5 protein-coding genes are annotated in these 17,009 nt (G+C 68.8%); all 5 read right to left on the bottom strand.

Annotated elements, in window-relative coordinates:
* Positions 1-2: 2 nt before the first annotated feature.
* Entirely contained in the window at positions 3-1,406 is a 1,404-nt protein-coding gene (locus J2850_RS17525) for an efflux RND transporter periplasmic adaptor subunit (RefSeq protein WP_209983958.1), read from the bottom strand.
* Entirely contained in the window at positions 1,403-2,269 is an 867-nt protein-coding gene (locus tag J2850_RS17520; protein WP_246513170.1) for an efflux RND transporter periplasmic adaptor subunit, read from the bottom strand. The genes J2850_RS17525 and J2850_RS17520 overlap by 4 nt, the downstream gene beginning before the upstream one ends.
* Positions 2,269-4,131 carry a TolC family protein gene (locus J2850_RS17515; RefSeq protein ID WP_209983956.1) on the bottom strand — a complete coding sequence of 621 codons (1,863 nt, stop codon included), beginning with the start codon at positions 4,129-4,131 and terminating at the stop codon, positions 2,269-2,271. Before J2850_RS17515 ends, J2850_RS17520 begins: the two co-directional genes overlap by 1 nt.
* Before the next feature lie 184 nt (positions 4,132-4,315).
* Positions 4,316-16,108 carry a DUF4347 domain-containing protein gene (locus J2850_RS17510; RefSeq protein WP_209983954.1) on the bottom strand — a complete coding sequence of 3,931 codons (11,793 nt, stop codon included), beginning with the start codon at positions 16,106-16,108 and terminating at the stop codon, positions 4,316-4,318.
* A 744-nt stretch (positions 16,109-16,852) separates the two neighbouring features.
* The gene (locus tag J2850_RS17505; RefSeq protein ID WP_370878968.1) at positions 16,853-16,972 is read right to left on the bottom strand and encodes a hypothetical protein; all 120 of its coding nucleotides are present in this window, start codon (positions 16,970-16,972) and stop codon (positions 16,853-16,855) included.
* Positions 16,973-17,009: the final 37 nt, after the last annotated feature.

Genomic DNA, 17,009 nt, shown 5'->3' with positions numbered 1-17,009 from the left:
CCCTAGAAACCGATGGTCTGGCGGAGCGTGGACAGCGGGCGGCGGAACAGGTAGAGCGCCAGCGGCACCCGCTCCCCATAGATCTTCGCCGTTCCCTGCAGCCCGATGCGCGGCGCCGGCTGATCGGACGGGAAGTCGGCGCGGACGCGGTAGGACAGGACGCCGGCCGGCGTCATCTCCGCCTCGTAGCTGGCGGAGGCCAGGGTGGCGCTGCGGCGGACCAGCGGCTCGACGTCGAGGAACAGGTCGATGGCGGCGCCGGGCGTCAGCACGATGGCGTCGCGGACCGGAACGGCGACGCTCAGCTCGGTGTGGGACGGGTCGGCGATCTGCAGGATCCGCTGGCCGGTGACCACCGGACGGCCGATCCATTCGTTCTCGTCGGTGAACACCGCCACCCCGTCCCGTTCGGCGGTGACGGCGATCCGGGCGGCCAGGGCCCGCGCATAGTCCAGCTCGGTCTGGCGCAGGCGCACCTGATTCTCCGACAGCGCCACCTGCCCGGCCTGCTTGCGGTCGATCATGGCGCCCTGGGTGACCTGCCGCAGCTCGGCCTGGGCGACCGCCAGGGCCCGTTCGGAAACCGCCACCTGGTTGCGCAGGTTGGTGTCGTCGAACTCGAACAGAACCTGTCCGGCGATGACCGGCTGGTTGGGCCTGACCTTGAAGCGGGCGATGACGCCGTCGAGCGGCGCGCTGACCGCCAGCGGCGCGATGGCGACGATTTCCGCCGGGGCCAGCGCCGACTGGCGGATGGGGGCGGCCAGGGCCGCCACCAGAACCGCCAGGACCGCCAGCAGCAGCCAGCGGCGTGCCGTTGGCCGCCGCCATCGCCGCCGCGGCCCGGCCAGCGCCCGCCAGGCATAGGCGTAGCAATCGGCGATGCGGTCCAGCATCACCGTCTCCGCCTGGGGCCAGGGATGGTTGCGCGTCAGGAGCAGGGCTCCCAGCACCATGCCGTCCTTGGTCTTCAGCGGACACCACAGCGTCTGCGGGTGCAGCCACTCCGCCCATTCGGCCTGCTCGCGCGCGGGCAGCATGTCGGACGACACCGGATGGGTCTCGCCGGCGTCCTCGCGGGCCATCAGGTGGCGGGCCGCCCGGTTCATCCAGGCGACGAACGGCGCCTCCGCCTCGACCAGGGCCACACCGGATACCGCTTCGAGGCGCGCGCTCTCGCTGCGGCCGTCGCCGATGATCAGCGCCGCCTGTTCGAAGTGGAACAGGCGGCGCAGGTCGTTGACCATGATATGCCGCAGTTCCTCCACGGTCTCGGCGTGGCGGGCGCTCTCTTCCATGCGGATGAAGGTGGAGAAGACCTCCATGCCCGCGCCTTGTCCCGCCTGCTGGCCCATCGGCTGGCGGGGCGATGCCGAAGGCTGCGGGCCGCCGGGCTGACCAGTCATCGCGGCGTCGGCCCGCCGGGTGCGCGGGGCGATCCAGGCGCCGTCCCGGATGCCGGGGCCTCCGCCGTTCCGGACTGCGGGATGCGGGCGGTTCCGCTCATCCCGGCGACCACGGACGGGTCGACGTCGTTGAGCGACCCGAACACGGTCACCGTCTGGCTCACGGGATCGACCGACGCCCCCAGGCGGGTGATGCGCCCGCTGTAGCGGCGATGGGTTTCGTCGATCTCGAGGGTGAAGGCGTTGCCCGGCTTCAGCCAGGTCAGCCAACTGGACGGCACCACCAGGGACGCCTCCAGATCGCTGTCGTCGAGGACGCTCAGCAGCGGGGTGTTGGCCGGCACGCTTTCGAAGGCACGGGCGCGCAGATCGATCACCCGGCCGTTGAAGGGCGCATTCACGACGCAATGCTTGACCGACAAGGAGGCGGTCTTCAGCTCGGCCCGCGCACGCTCGACCTCGGCACGGGCCAGGGCGACGTCCATGCTTCCGGCCGACCGCATCGACGCCAGGGCCTCCAGGCCGGACAGCCGCGCCTGGGCGTGGGTCAGGCCGGCCTGCGCCGCGCTCTGGGCGGCCGTCACCCAACTGCAGTCGAATTCGACCAGCACCTCGCCGCTGCGGAAGCGGTCTCCCTCGTGCAGGGGCAGCCGGAGGATCCGGCCGGCGATCTCGCTGGACAGCACCGCCTGGGTCCGTGGCCTGATCAGGGTGCGGACCGCATCGTCCCCCGTCGGATCGGCCGCGAAGGCCTGGGACGAGAGGGCGCAAAGAGCGACCCCCAGCGCCAGCCGGCCTGCCGGCCGGGCCACCAGGGATTTGGCCGCGGATGTGATGGCATGAGCAAACGCGAAGCGCATCATCAGCCCTTGTCCGTAAGCGCGGTTATCGCGCAGTCCTTGTGGGTCTGCCGGACCATGTCGCAGAAACTCTCCGCCGCCACCGAGGTGGGGAAGGCCGCCGTCCGCAGCAGCATGAAGGGCTTGCCGTCGGTGCGCCGGGCCGTGCTCACCAGGACCGGGTCGGGAGAGGACAGGAGCGCGCGCGACCGGCCGGGAATGCTGTTCCAGCTTTCGCGCGCCAGCCCCTCGCTGGCATAGGTGCCGAGCGAGACCTGGTATCCGCCCTTCGCGGAAGCCTGGGGACCCATGGTCCCGGCGACGGGCTGCGACGGGCCGGAGGCCGTGGATGCCCGGGGGAGGGCAGGGGAGAGGGTAGGGGAAGCGGGCGCGGCAGCGGCGACCGGAGATGCCGCGGGCGCCGCCTCCGCGGACTGGGGCTGCTGGGGCGTCTTCAGCGAGCTCAACACCCTGCGCAGCGCCGAGCCGTCGAGCCAGGCGGTCTGGGTGGAGCCGATGGCGGCGGCCAGGGTGGGAAGCCGGTGGTCGGCGACCGCGTCCGGCATCGGGTCCGCTCCCACGGCCACCAGGATGGCGCCATAGGCGTTCTGCAGGCTGGCGTAGGCGACATCCCGGCGCAGGGTCGCGAACACGTCCTCCGCCTCCGCCTGGATCACCGCCAGCTCGCCCACCTGCTCGGCCCTGCCGGCGGCGCGGAGCTGGTCGAAGATGCGGCTGTCGACGACGGCCTGCTCCTGGGCGGTCTTGTATTCGTCGATGGCCTGCTCATAGCGCAGCACGCCCACGTCGACCTGGGCGAGCACGGCCATGCTGAGGGCGGCGCGCTTCATCTCCAGAAGCTTCTGGTCCGCCTCCACCACATCCAGCCGGGCCGGGGTCGAGGCCAGCGTCAGCAGGTTCCAGGTGACGTTGACCCCGTAGGACGCCCAGGCGTTGTGGACGGCGTACTTGTTCGAATCGTAGTTTCCACCCACCCCGAGGTTGATGCCGGGCAGCATCTCCAGGTAGATGCGCTTGGTTTCCGCCGCGCTGATGCGCGACTGGTAGGACGCCTGCAGCAGCTCCGGCCGGTTCAGCAGGGCAACGTCCTGCAGTTCCTCCGGTGCGGCCGGGATCTTGGGAATGGCGGCGTCCTGCGCCCCCTGGGGGATGGCCAGCCTGAAGTCGGCGCCCGGCGGCAGGTTCATCAGCGCCCCGAGCTGGACCTTGGAGGCCACCAGATCGCGCCGCAGCTCCTTCAGGCGCTCGAGCGTGGCCAGCAGGGCCCGCTGATACTGCAGATCCTCGAGCGGTGCCCGGATCTGGCGGCTTTCCGAGCGCCGGGCGTCGGCCAGGGCTGCTTCCGTGCGCTTGGTCAGGGCCTCCAGCCGCGACAACAGGCGTTCGGCGATGACCGCGCGCCAGTAGGCGTAGCGCACATCCTGGATGATGTTCTGCACCACCTTCCGCCGCTGCTCCTGGGCGATCAGGCTGCGGTCGGCCATCTGCTTGGCGCGGATGTAGCTGACGCCGAAATCCAGCACGTTCCAACTGAGCTGAAGCTGGGCCGTTTCCGTCTGCTTTTCCGTCGAAATGGAGGGTTCCAGCGACTGGACGCGGCGCTCGTAGGACAGGCTGCTCGACGCCAGTTCATTGCTGCGGCCGGTGAAGCCGGCCGAGGCCGCCAGCTTGGGCAGCATGTCGTAATGGGCCAGGTCGAGCTGGCTGTTGGTCACCACCTCGTTCAACAGCTCGACCCGGCGGTCGAGGTTGTACTTGATGGCCCGGGCCATGGCGTCGTAGAGCCCGATCGGCTTGTCGACCGGCTCGATGGCACTGAACATCAATGCCTTGTCCTGAACGATCTGGCTCTTCCTCTCGCTCATGCTGAGCGGCTCCGGCGTGACCGCGCAGGCACCCAGTGCCAGACAGGCCCCGGCCAGGAGCAGAATTTTGAAGGAGCGCGCCTTTCCACCATCTGCAGGCGGCATGGCAATCGCTTGGGAAATGGGCGTCATCATGAAGAGCCTGCGATTATTGTAAGTGTTCTTGCGATCAGAGGTCATGCCGTCACGCCGCCTTGTGCGGGATGGCGGCGAAATCGAGGAACTCGCGCTCTATGTCCGCCCGCCCGCGCTCGAATTTGCCGGTCGCGAAGGCGAGCTGCTGCATGAAGTCGTGCTTCCCCTGCTCCGGCAGAAAGCTCTGATCCCCCCGGTCGGCCGGAGCGGCGCCATCGGCGCCTCCCGTCCCATCGCCGGCGGCAGGCTGCTGTGCCGATTCGGCCGGCGCGGCAGCCTGCGGCTCCGATCCCTGGCCGGCGGCCGGCGGGGTCTGGCCATCCGGATCGCGGTCCCCCGGATTGCGGTCGCTCGGATCGCGGCCATCCGGATCGCGGTCATTGCCGGGCTTCTCCTGCCGTGAGGAGTCGGGGGCCTCCCGGTTGCCACGCGGGGTGTTCCCGGTCCCGGCGCCTTGCGGACGTCCGGAGCCGTCGGTGGCGGACAATGCCTGGAAGCCTCCGAAGCCGCTGTCGCCGCCCCTGCCGTCCGCTCCAGGCCCCATCCCCATTCCAAGGGTCGAGCTGCCGCCGATGTTGCTGATGGTCAGGACCTGGTTCCCGGCCGGACTGGCGGTCATCTCGGTCCCGCCGACGGCACCGGAGGCACCGCCCATGTTGCTGACCGTCAGGACCTGATTGCCCGCGCCGTTGGCGCCGGTCGAAGCGGCGCCCGGCATTCCGCCCGACGGGCCGCCGAAGCTGATGGAGCGCATGCCGTCGCTGGTGTGCGCCCCGGTGTCGACACCGCCGACGCTGACGCTGCTTCCCGTCAGGTTCATGCCGCCGCTGGTCGCCGGAAGCCAGCCGGTCACTCCCCCGCCCAGGACGAGCACCCCGCCCACGGTCCCGACGCCGGTGATCGGCGGAGGGGCCGTCTGCACCACGGCAGGCGGGGTGACCAGGTCCGGCGTGTTGCCGGCGACGGCGATGCTGCCACGGGTGGTCTTGATGCCGCCGACGCCATCGGCCCTGCCGACCTGGAGGGTGATGGCGATGGCGTCCGTCCCGCCGGTTCCAAGCGTGGTGGTGTATCGCAGTCCGGCCAGGAGCGCGTTCAGGTCGGCGATGCTGCCGGTCAGGGTGATGGTTGCGCCCGATCGGCCTCCGATGGACAGGATGCCGTGGCCGGCCGACAGCGTGATCGTCGCCATTTCGGTTCCGGTCCTGTCCGCCAGGACGATGCCGGAAACCGGGGTGGGGATGCCCGTCGTCGCCGTCACGCTGCCGCCGACCGAAAGGGAAGCCGCGTCATCCGCCGTCAGGACCACGGTCATCGAGACGGTCGCGGCCTTGGCGCCCCCCACCCGGCTGGCCGCCCCGTCGTCGACGGACAGCGTGATGGTGTCGGTGCCGCTGGCGGTCAGGCTGGTGGCGTAGGTCAGGCTGGCAAGGGTGGCGTTGACCGCCGCCTGGGAGCCGGTGATGGTGACAGCACCGCTGCCGTTGGCGCTGACGGTGGCGCCGCCGGCCGCCGAGACCGACAGGCTGCCATGCTGGCTCCTGACGGTGGCGGTGACGCTGCCGTCGTTCAGCCCGTCGGTGATCGCGAAGCCGGGAATGGCATTGCCGCCGGCGGTGCTGAAGCTCTGGTCGGCCGGCCTGCTCAGCACCGGGGTGTCGTTGCCGATCAGGGTGATGGCCATCGACTCGCTGGCGCCCTTCTCGCCGCCGACCCGGCCCGGGGAGTCGTCGCGGACGGTCAGCGTGATGGTGTCGGTGCCGCTGGCGGTCAGGCTGGTGGTGTAGGCCAGGGTCTCCAGGGTGGCGTTGACCGCCGCGCGGGAGCCGGTGATGGTGACGGCGCCGCTGCCGTTGGCGCTGACGGTGGCGCCGCCGGCCGCCGAGACCGACAGGCTGCCGTGCAGGGCGCCGACGGTGGCGGTGACGCTGCCGTCGTTCAGCCCGTCGGTGATCGCGAAGCCGGGCACGGGGTTGCCGGACTGGCGATCGAAGGTCCGGTCGGCCGGCCTGCTCAGCACCGGGGTGTCGTTGCCGATCAGGGTGATGGCCACCGACGTGCTGGCGCCCTTCTCGCCGCCGATCCGCGCCGGGGAGTTGTCGCGGACGGTCAGCGTGATGGTGTCGGTGCCGCTGGCGGTCAGGCTGGTGGCGTAGGCCAGGGTCTCCAGGGTGGCGTTGACCGCCGCGCGGGAGCCGGTGATGGTGACGGCGCCGCTGCCGTTGGCGCTGACGGTGGCGCCGCCGGCCGCCGAGACCGACAGGTTGCCGTGCAGGGCGCCGACGGTGGCGGTGACGCTGCCGTCGTTCAGCCCGTCGGTGATCGCGAAGCCGGGGACGGGATTGCCGGAATGATGGTCGAAGGTCCGGCTTCCGCCGGAGCTCAGGGTCGGCGTGTCGTTCTCGATCAGGTTGAGGGTGACCGACCGGGTCGTGACCTGGTTGCCGCCGAAGCCGAGGACGTTGCCGTCGTCGATGCTGACGGTCAGCGTGTCGGTGCCGCTGGTGGTCCGCGTGGTGGTGTAGGTCATCGCCGCCAGGGTGGCGGTGACGTCGGCGAAGCTGCCGGAGACGATGACCGTCGCGGCGTCGTTGGCGGCGATCGTGGCGCCGCCCGCGGCGGCCAGGTGCACCGATCCGCTGCCGACCGTGATGGTGGCGGTGTACTGGTCGCCGGCATAGCTGTCGGTGAAGGTGAAGGCCGGCAGCGGGTTGCCCGCGGTGTGGTAATAGGTCGGGCTCGACGGCGCCTCCATCACCGGCGCGTCGTTGGGAGCGGTCACCACGGCGACCTGTCCCAGGCCGGTCTTGGCACCGCCGATGGCGGTGCCGTTGCCGTCGTTGACCGACAACTGGATGGTGTCGGCGACGATGCTGGTTGCCGATTGGTAGGTGAAGCTGGCCAGGGTGGCGTTGACGGCCGATGTCGACCCGCTGATCGTCACCGTGCCGGTGTCGTTGTTGCTCACGGTGGCGCCGGTGGCGGCGGTCAGGTGCAGCAGGCCGAAGGCCGAGGACACCGTGGCGGTCACCGTGGCGCCGCTGCGGGTGTCGGTGAAGCTGAAGCCGCTCACCGTGCGGACCCGGTTGTCGCCGACGACGATGCTTTCGGTGGGAGAGGTGACCACCGGGGTGTCGTTGCCGACCAGCGCCACCTGGAAGGAGCCCTGCGCGGTCTTGGCGCCGCCGATGGCGGTGGTGTCGCCGTCGCTGACCGACACGTTGATGGTCTCGACACCGGTCGCCGCGACCGTCGTCTGGTACCGCAGGGTGGCCAGGGTGGCGTTGACGTCGGCCAGGCTGCCGCCGATCACCACCTGGGTGGTGCCGTTGCCGGTGAGGCTGGCCGCGCCCTGCTGGGTGAAGGACAGGTTGCCGTGCAGGTTCGACACGGTCACGCTGTAGGTGGCCGCGCCGGCGTCCGCGATCGAGATCACGTGGTTGGAGCTGTCCCCCGCCGGATAGCCGTCGGAGACGGTGTTGCTGTTGGTGTCGCTGAAGCTGGGCGTCCCCGCCGGCACGCTCAGCACGGGCGTGTCGTTCTGGGTCAGGGTGATGGTCAGGCTGTTGCTGCCGGTCTTCGCGCCGGCGATGTAGCCGGTCCCGCCGTCGTTGACCGTCACCGTGATGGTGTCGGTCCCGCTGGCGGTCGCGGTGGTGGCGTATTTCAGGCTGCCGAGCGTGGCGTTGACGTCGGCCAGGCTGCCGCTGACGGTCACGGTGCCGGTGTCGTTGGCCAGGATCGTCGCCGAGCCCGAGGCGGTGAGGGTGAGGATGCCGTGCAGGGCGTTGACCGTCGCCGACACCGTGCCGCCGGCGGTGGGGTCGGTGATCTGGAAGCTGCCGACGGCGTGCTGGAGGGTGTCGGCATAGCTGGGTGCGGAGGACGGCGCCGTCACGGTCGGGGCGTCGTTCTCGCCGAGGGTGACGGCGATGGCCTTGGTGCCGGTGGTCGACAGGCCGGTGAGGGCGTTGGTGTAGGTGGCCGCGACCGTGATCGTCTCGCTGCCGGCGGCCGACGCCACGCTGGTGTATTTCAGCGAGGCCAGGGCCGCGTTCACCTGGGCCTTGGTGCCGGTGACGGTGATCGAGGAGGTGTCGTTGGCGCCGCCGGCGACCGTCACCCCGGTGGTGTCGATGGCCAGCTTGCCGCCATGGTTGGTGGACACCGTGACGCTGACGGTGGAGGCGTAGCCGTCGGCCCCGAGCGAAACCGCCGAGCCGGCCTCGCTGACGCTGTGCTGGGTGGTGGTGTTCACGGTCCAGTTGCTCGGCCCCAGCAACGACGGGCTTCCATAGCCTCCGCCGCCGGTGACGGCGATCGTCTGGGTATGAGTCTTTGCCCCGCCGGCATAGGTGGTGTTGCCATCGTTCACGGTGATGGTCACCGTGTCGCTGCCTCCGGCCCCCAGGTTGGTCGCCTGGTAGGTCAGGCTGGCCAGCGCGGCGTTGATCTGGCTGAGCGTGCCGGTGAAGGTCAGCGAGGAATCGTCGTTGGCGCCGCCGGTGATGGTGACGCCGCTGCCGGCGGCATCGATCTTCAGCTTGCCCGAGATGTCCGACACCGTCGCCGTCATCACGATGGACCCGACGTCGGCATCGGTCACCGACACGGCACCCAGGCTGACGGCCTCGGTATAGTCCACGGTCTTGGCGCCCGGGACCGTGACGACCGGCGCGAGGTCGGTGTGCGTCACGGTCACCGCGATGGTCGCCGTCGCCGTCTTGTTGCCGCCGACCAGCGCGGTCTGCTGGTCGTCGAGGGTCACGGCGATGGTGTCGGTTCCGTGATAGTACTGGTCGGCGGTATAGGCCAGCGTCCGCAGTGCGGCCTGGATGTCGCTGAGCGTTCCGGCGTAGCTGAGGCTGCCGCTGCCGGGAGCGCCGCCGACCAGCACGAGGTTGGTGGACCCCATGGTCAGCGTGCCGTGGCCGGCGCTGACCGTCACCTTGGCGATGCCCGACCCCAGGTCGGCATCGGCGACCGCCATGCTGCCGTCCACGGTGAGGGGGACGCCGTCGGTCGCACTGAGCGTCGTCACGGCGCTGGTGAAGGAGGGGGCGGTGTTCGCGGTGATGCCGATGGCGATGGTCTTCTGCGTCGCCGACTTGGTGCCGCCGATCAGGTTGGCGGTGTTGCCGCCGTCGCTGAAATCCACCGTGATGGTGTCGGTGTCGGTGCTGGCCGACGAGCCGGTATAGGTGTAGGTCAGGGTCGCGAGGGCGGTGTTGACCTGCGCCAGGGTGCCGGTGATGGTCACCGAGCCGTTGCCGTTGCCGCTGCCGCTGGTGGCGCCGGTGACGGCCAGCGTTCCCTTGCTTGCGGCGATCGTGGCGGTGACCATGGTGCCGGCGTCGCCGTCCGCCACCGAAATGCCGGTAATCGCCTGGGCACCGCTGGTGGTGACGCTCCGGCTTCCCGGAACGGTGATCGTGCCGGCGCTGTTGGCGGTGAGGGTGATGGCGATGCTGTTGGAGCCGGTCTTGTTGTCGGCGCCGCTGTGGTAGGTGTCGGAGAAGGCAACGGTGATGGTGTCGGTGTCGCTGCCGGCGCCGCTGTAGGTGTAATGGAGCGTGGCGAGCGCGGCATTGATGTCGTCCAGCGTGCCCGTGAAGGTCAGCGCGCCTGATGAGCCGTCATTGGTGCCGAAGGTGAAGGTCAGGCCCGTGCTGGTGGTGAGCTGGAGCGTGCCCTTGGTCGCGCTGACGGTGGCGGACATGATCGCCGATTGACCGTCGTTTATGCTGTCGCCCACCGAAATGCCCGCGATGGCATGCGCGCCGGCCGTGGTGAAGGTCTGGGCCGGCGGCACCGTCACCACCGGAATGTCGTTCTGGGTCAGCGTGACCGTGATGAGCTTGGCGCCGGACGACTGGTTGCCGCCGGAGCCGGAATGGCCGCCATCGTCGACGGTGACGGTGATGGTTTCATCGCCGTTGCTCCCAAGCCCGGTCTTGAAGGTCAGGCTGGCCAGGGCGGCGTTGACGTCGGCCAGCGTCCCGGAGATCGTCATCGACGAGGAATCGTTGGCTCCGCTGGCGACGGTTATCCCGGTCATCGTCGTCAGCTTGATGTTGCCGCCCGCATTGGCCGACAGGGTCGCCGAAACCGTATTGCCACCCACGTCGGCATCGGTCGCCGAGACTCCGCCGATGGCGACATAGATGTTGCTGTCGATGACGCTCATGGTGGAGGGCACCGTCAGGATGGGGGCGTCGTTGACCGCCGACAGCGTGACGGTGGCGGCGTTGCCGCCGGACAGCGTCAGCGTGTCGTTGCCGCTGCCGCCCGTGCCGCCGTTGTCCTGTACCGACACCAGCGTCACCGTCCGGCTGGCGCCGTCGGCGGGGTTGTTGCTGGTGTTCTTGTAGGCGAGGCCGTTGATCAGCGCCGCCGCCGCCGTGACGGAATAGTCGCCGGTCTTGGTGATGGTGACGGTGGCGACGCCGGCCGTGATGCTCACGCCCACGCTGTAGCCGTTGGTGCCGGTGGTGACGCTGTTGCCGTTGGTCAGCGCCACGCTGGTGCCGTCCACCACCAGGATTTCGCTGGCTCCGTCGGCCAGGGTGCCGACGGTGAGGGTCACGGCCTTGATCGACTGTCCGCTGTCGCCGGTCCCGCTGGTGAGGGAGGCGCCGCTGAACAGTGCGACAGCGTTTCCCTTTTCGGTGAAGGTCGGGCTGGTGGCGGTCAGGCCGCTGACGGTCGGCGCATGGTTGGGAGCCGTCACGCCGATGGTGGAGGCCAGGCTGACGGTGGCGGTGTCGCTGCCGCCGTTCCCGGTGCCGCCGCTGTCCTGCACCGAGGTCAGGGTGACGGTCCGGTTTCCGGCAGTGACGGTGCCGGCGGTGTTCTTGTACGCCAGCGCGGTGATCAGGGTCTGCAGGTCGCCGGCCGACAGGCCCGACTTGGTGATGGTGACGGTGGCGGTGGTGCCGGCGACCGACACCGCGACGCTGGCACTGCCGCCGGTGGTGACGGTGTTGCCGTTGGTCAGGGCCACGTCGCTGCCGTCGATGGCGAGCGTCTCGTTCGCCCCGTCCGCAAGGCCCGAAACCGTCAGCACCAGCCTCGAGAAGGTCTGCCCGCCCTCCACCGTGCTGGCGGTGGCGGCGGTGAACAGCGCGACGCCGGTGGCCGAGCCCTCGCTGAAGGTGGGGGTGGTGGCGGCGGTTGCCGTCAGGGTCGGAGCGTCATTCTTCAGCGCGAAGGCGACGGTGCGCGTGGCGACGGCCGAAGAGGTCGCGCCGCCGGCATCGGCGATGGTGAAGGTGACGGTGCGGTTGCCGGGGCTGGGATCGGTGCTGGCATTGGCAAAGGTGACGGCGCGGGCCAGCGCCTGCACATCGGCGGTGGTGGCGTTGGCGTTCAGGGTGAAGGTCAGGACCGTCGAACCGGTGGTCGAGGCGGCCGTGCCCGTGCCGATCACCGTGGTGTTGTTCTTCAGCTCGTTGGTGCCGGTGTCATACCAGATGCCGCCGCCATTGCTGGTGGCGATGGCCAGCGTGTCGGCGCCGTGCGCCCCCGCGGTGATGGAGACCGAGACGCTGCCGTTGGTCCATTTGCCTTCGGCGTCGGTGACGGTGAACGCCGTGTCCACCGCTGTGGCCGCCCCCTGCTCCGTGTAGCTGGTCGAGCCGACTGCCGCGGTGGCCGTCGGCGGTGCGTTGACGGTGACGGTGACGCTGCGGGTCGCCGTGCTGATGCCGTCCGACACCTGGATGGTGAAGGTCTCCGTCCCCGAGAAGCCGGGGGCGGGCTTGTAGGTGATCGTGCCGCCGGGCGAGAGCGCCGTGCCGCCCGAGGCGTGGGTGGCGCCGGAGATGGTCAGCGTTCCGCTGTTGGACGGCGGGGTGATGACCGTCCAGGTCAGGGTCTGGTTGGGATCGGTGTCCGACACCTGAAGGTAGCTGGCGAGATCCACCGCGGTGGCGGAGTTCTTGTTCACCGTCAGGGTGGCGGTGCCGGGATCGCTGAAGGTGGGCGCGGTGTTGGCGGTGGTGAACTTGATGACGGTGTCGTTGCTGATGCCGGCATAGGCGTTGCCGGCGGTGTCCGTCACCGCGGTGGAGTCGACGCGCAGGCTGTAGACGTTGCCGCCCGCCAGCGCGCTGGTCGGCGCGACCGTCAGGGTCGTCGTCCCCCAGCCGGTGATCCGGCCGCTGTTGGCGACGTCGAAGGTCTCGACGGTGCTGCCGGTGGTGACGTTGTAGAGGACGAGGGTGCCGGTTCCCTTCTGCACGGCTTCGGAGAAGGTCGCCTGGATGCTGCTGCCGGTGGCCACCGCGGTGGCGTCCAGCGCCGGGCTGCTGCCGGCCAGCGTCGGCGCCGTGCGGTCGATGGTGACGGCCAGGGCCGCGCTGAGGTTGCCGGTGACGCCGCCGATCAGCGACCGGGTGTAGGCATAGACGTAATAGGTGCCGTTGCCCAGGCCGGAGACGTCGATGCCGGTGCCGGACGAGCCGTCCCACACGCCCGACAGATTGGCGCCGATGGTGGTGTGCGGGTTGCTGCCGAGTGCCGCCGCCCCGTTGCCGGTCAGCGTCGAGCTGCTGGAGATGAAGACGATGACGTCGCTGCCGTCGGTGGCGCCGGTGCCGTAGGCGGCGCCGGTGCCGGAAAACTTCAGCACCGTGGCGTTGGTCCTGTCGTCGGTGCTGGAGGAGCCGGCGTCGCTTGCCGCCACCAGGTCGGGCGTGGACGGCGCCCCCGGCGTCACCGTGACGGTGATGGTTTTGCTGATGGTGCTGGTGCCGTCCGACACCTGGATGGTGAAGCTGTCGGTTCCGGCATAGCCGGTGCCGGGGGTGTAGGTCAGGCCCGACGCCGCGGCGATGCTGGTGCCGCCGGAAGCCGCGGTGGCCGCGCCCGATGACAGTGCCAACGTGCCGTGGCTGGGACCGGTCAGCACGGTCCAGCTTTCCACCTGCCCGCTGTCGGTGTCGCTGACCGTCACCAGGGGGGCGTAGCTGTTGTTGCTGCTGCCCGCATCCACCGTCAGCGTCGTGGTGGCGCTGGTGAAGGTGGGGGCCGTGTTGGTGGCATTGATGACCAGGCTGGCGGTGTCCGATGTGGCGGAAAAGGCCGTGTTGCCGCCGTTGCCCGCGGCGCTCAGCCGGCTGCCGGCGGTGCCGGAGGTCTGGTCCCAGGCCCGGAAGGTGAGGGCGCTGGCCATCGTGCCGGTATAGGTGCCGTTGTTGACGAAATACAGCCGTGTGCCGGCATCCGCCTTCAGGAGCAGTGCCGAACTGTCGGACACCGTCCCCACGCTGTACCAGTTGGCGCCGCCGTCGGTGGTGTAGTACCAGGAGCCGCCGGGGGCGGTGGCGGTGTCGGTGCCGGTCAGCGCGATGCCGGCGGCGTTGCCGTCGGAATCGGCGTAGTTGGCGATGCCCGTCGTGCCAATGATCTGCGACACCAGGGTGCCGACCGCCCCGGTCGGGATGGCCTGATCGGTCTTGCTCTCCGGGGTGAGCGCCGGCGACTTGGTGGCGTCCAGCACCGGCGCATGGTTGACGGTGTTGACGGTCAGGCTGGCGGTGTCGGTGGCGGACGAGAAGGCCGTACTGCCGCCGTTGGTGCTGGTGTCCGCCCTGCTGCCAACGGTGCCCGCGGTGCCGTCCCAGGCCCGGAAGGTGACGGCGTCGTTCAGCGTGCCGCTGTAGGTTCCATTGCTCTTCAGATAGAGCCGCGTGCTGGCGTCGGCCTTCAGGAGCAGGGCGCTGCCGGTGGAAACGCTGCCCACGGCGGTCCAGGTGCTGCCGCCGTCGGTGGTGTAATACCATGTGCCGCCGGAGGCGTTGGTGGCGGTGAGCGCCATGCCGGGGGCGTTGGAGTCCGCGTCGGTGTAATTCGCGATGCCGGTGCCGTTCACCAACTGCGACACCAGGGTGCCGACCGCGCCGCTGGGATTGGCGGTGTCGCTCTGGCTCTGCGCCGTGAGAACCGGCGAGGTGTCGCTGAGGACCGGGGCGCTGTTGGAGGCCGATGTGTTCGCCGGCCCGATCTTCAGGTTGTCGAAATAGAAGCGGGACTGCGCAGTATCGAAGGAGATGACGAACTTATCGACATTGTTGAACGCGTCGTTGCCATCCATGTTCGCCAAGGTGAAGGAATGTGAAGTATACAATACCCTCGGCAGGAAAACGGTTGCCACCGCTCCCGTGACGGCGCTGCCGTTCCTGTAGCCCGTGATGGTCGCCGTGACGGCGGCTTCCGTGCTTGCGATGTAGATTTCCTTCGCGTCGAAGGCCGACCCGTCGTTGGCCGTGAAGGTCACGCTCGACACTTTGTCCACGGTCGCGGCACCGGCCTGGAAGGTGCCGGAATAGCTTGGCGCCTGGCCGATGCCGGCATTGTTGCTGCCTCTGAGCAGGTTGGTGGTCGATGTGTTCGCGGTGAAGGTGGCGGAGATGTCCCAGCCGGAATTCAGGACGTTCGTCGCCGTGACGACCGATGTGCCGTTGCCGCCGGCAAGGCCGACGGTCGATGTGAAGTTGAAGGTCGTGACGCCGTTGAGGGGAGCGGTCGCCAGCAGGTCCCGGTAGGCGGGGGCCTCGGCGAACAGGCTTGCGCTCGACGGGTCGATCCGCCCGACCGCCTCCTCCAGGGTCCAGTTCCCGCCCAGGCCGCGGTCGCCGGTCTGGTCGGCCGACGCGGCGACATCGGCGCCGGTGGCCGCCGACAGGTCCTGGAGGAAGCGGATGCCGCCCGCGCCCTTGGCGATGTCGCAGCCATAGAGCAGAAGATCGCCGCCCGCGTTCAGCGACGTGCCGATGGCGGCCATTTCCGCCTGAAGGAAGGGCGATGACAGACCGCTGTCATTGATCATGTCCGTGCCGAGGAACAACCTCCCCTCGCTGCCATGGGACAGGATATGGATGGAATCGTAGCCGCTGTGGGTCTGCGCCCAGACGGCGATCTGGGCAAAGCCGCTCTGGTCGCTGTCGATCAGCCGGATTTCGGTCCCGGGCCGCATGCCGTCGACCAGCGACTGGTAGTCGGCGACCGCCGTGTCGATGAACGCCACGTCCCGCGTGCCGCCGCTCAGGGACGGATCGGCGGCACGCAGCTCTTGCGGCGTCGACACGCCGTCGATCGCCGCTGCCAGCACATCGGCATCGGGGGCATCGTGGGCCGGAGCCAGCACATGGTCGTAAGCGGCCATGGCGGCATCGGTCAGGGCGCCGGCCGTCTCGATGCTGCCGGCGTCCACATCCAGAGCCCAGCTCCCACCAAGGCGGGCGCTGCCGACGCGACTGTCGGACGCGGCGACGTCCGCTCCCGTCGCGGCCGCCAGGGAGGTGACGAAACGCTGGCCGTCCGTGCCCTTGGCGACGCCGCAGCCGTAGATCATCAGATCGCCGTTCTCGGTCAGGGCGCTGCCGATGATCGCCGCCTCCGCCCGCCCCGCCTCGGTGGCCAGGGTCCCCTCGGTCACCTCCGCGCTTCCCAGCCGCAGGCTGGCTTCGGCGCCATGGGCGACGACGTGGATGGCGTCGTAGCCCTTGTGGGTTTCCGCCCATTGGGCGATCTGGGCCAGCCCGTCGCGGCTGGCGTCGATCACCTCGACCTCGATGCCCGCCTTCACCCCTTCCGCGATCTGCCGGTAGTTCGGGGTGGCGGTGTCGACGAACACCACCTCCTTGCGGCCGTTGTTCTGCGCGGGATCGACCGCCCGCACTTCGGTGGGACCGGGCGTCGCCGGCAGGGCGGCGAAGTTGGCCAGGGCCGCCGCCAACGGATCGGCTGCCGCAGGGGCGGCAGGCGATCCCGAATCGGCGTGGGCGGCCGCATCGGCTACCGTATGCGCTGCCGTTACGGCGGCGGCGCCGTCGAACATGTAACGGGGCTCCAGCGCCCATCCCAATGAGGCCGGTGCGCTATGGCTGCGCTTTGGACGATCGGAGGAGGAATCGCTGGCAGGGGCCGTCGAGGTGGTGTTCCGCCGCTTGCCCATTCCCGACCGTGTCTGTCGCATCGCCGTCGCCGCGCCCCGGATAGTAGTGGTTCTGACAGAAAAACTTGCGGGTATGGATGAAACCAAGCCCATCAGAACGTCTCTAAGCCGAGAAAGTTTATCAACAGTAAACGCTATGGACGATCAGCGAACGCAGTTGGTCAACCGCAGGTCTGTTATAGGCTTGTAGCAATGGTTGCGGGAATCGCATGAAAACAACGGATATTACGGCAAAATGTAACAACTATCGCCTTTTTGCGATATTCAATAATAATACTAGATTAAATCATCAAATATCATCGCGCGCTTTAATAACAAAAGTGAGTTAATTTATTGCCATAAAGCGTTTTATGATAAATACAAAAATATCTCTGGCCTCATTATGGCGTAATCATCAAGAAAAAATCAGCCGCATGGTATGAAAATTGAGGGACTTTAGAAAAAGCGGCGATCTGATCATCCCCTTCAAGCATTGCAGCGGACACAATCCGCCTCGGTCGAAGAGCTGATAAAAACACGATACTGTCTGCTCAATGCGTGAAATGGAGTTTCCCAGCCTCATCCGTACCGGATAAAAAAAGTCCCGGCCGGAGCCGGGACCTTTCAAAACGACGCGGAAGATCGCGATCAGATTATGCCACGGTTTCGCAGCTCCTCGATCATGGCCGCGACCATTTCATCGGGGCTCCGCTCGGCGCCCTTCAGCGTGATCTCGGGAGCTTCAGGCGGCTCGTAGGCGCTGTCGATGCCGGTGAAGTTGGGAAGCTGGCCGGCACGCGCCTTC

The sequence above is a fragment of the Azospirillum picis genome, assembly GCF_017876115.1.
GTDB classification, from domain to species: Bacteria; Pseudomonadota; Alphaproteobacteria; order Azospirillales; family Azospirillaceae; genus Azospirillum; species Azospirillum picis.
The sequence above is the reverse complement of the archived record's forward strand: the minus strand, read 5'-3'. Positions and strand labels throughout refer to the sequence as shown.

Bases quoted from the DNA above. Each gene is read 5' to 3' on its own strand.
- J2850_RS17525 (WP_209983958.1), bottom strand. From the start codon at position 1,406: ATGACTGGTCAGCCCGGCGGCCCGCAGCCTTCGGCATCGCCCCGCCAG.
- J2850_RS17510 (WP_209983954.1), bottom strand. From the start codon at position 16,108: ATGTTCGACGGCGCCGCCGCCGTAACGGCAGCGCATACGGTAGCCGAT.
- J2850_RS17515 (WP_209983956.1), bottom strand. From the start codon at position 4,131: ATGAGCGAGAGGAAGAGCCAGATCGTTCAGGACAAGGCATTGATGTTC.
- J2850_RS17520 (WP_246513170.1), bottom strand. From the start codon at position 2,269: ATGATGCGCTTCGCGTTTGCTCATGCCATCACATCCGCGGCCAAATCC.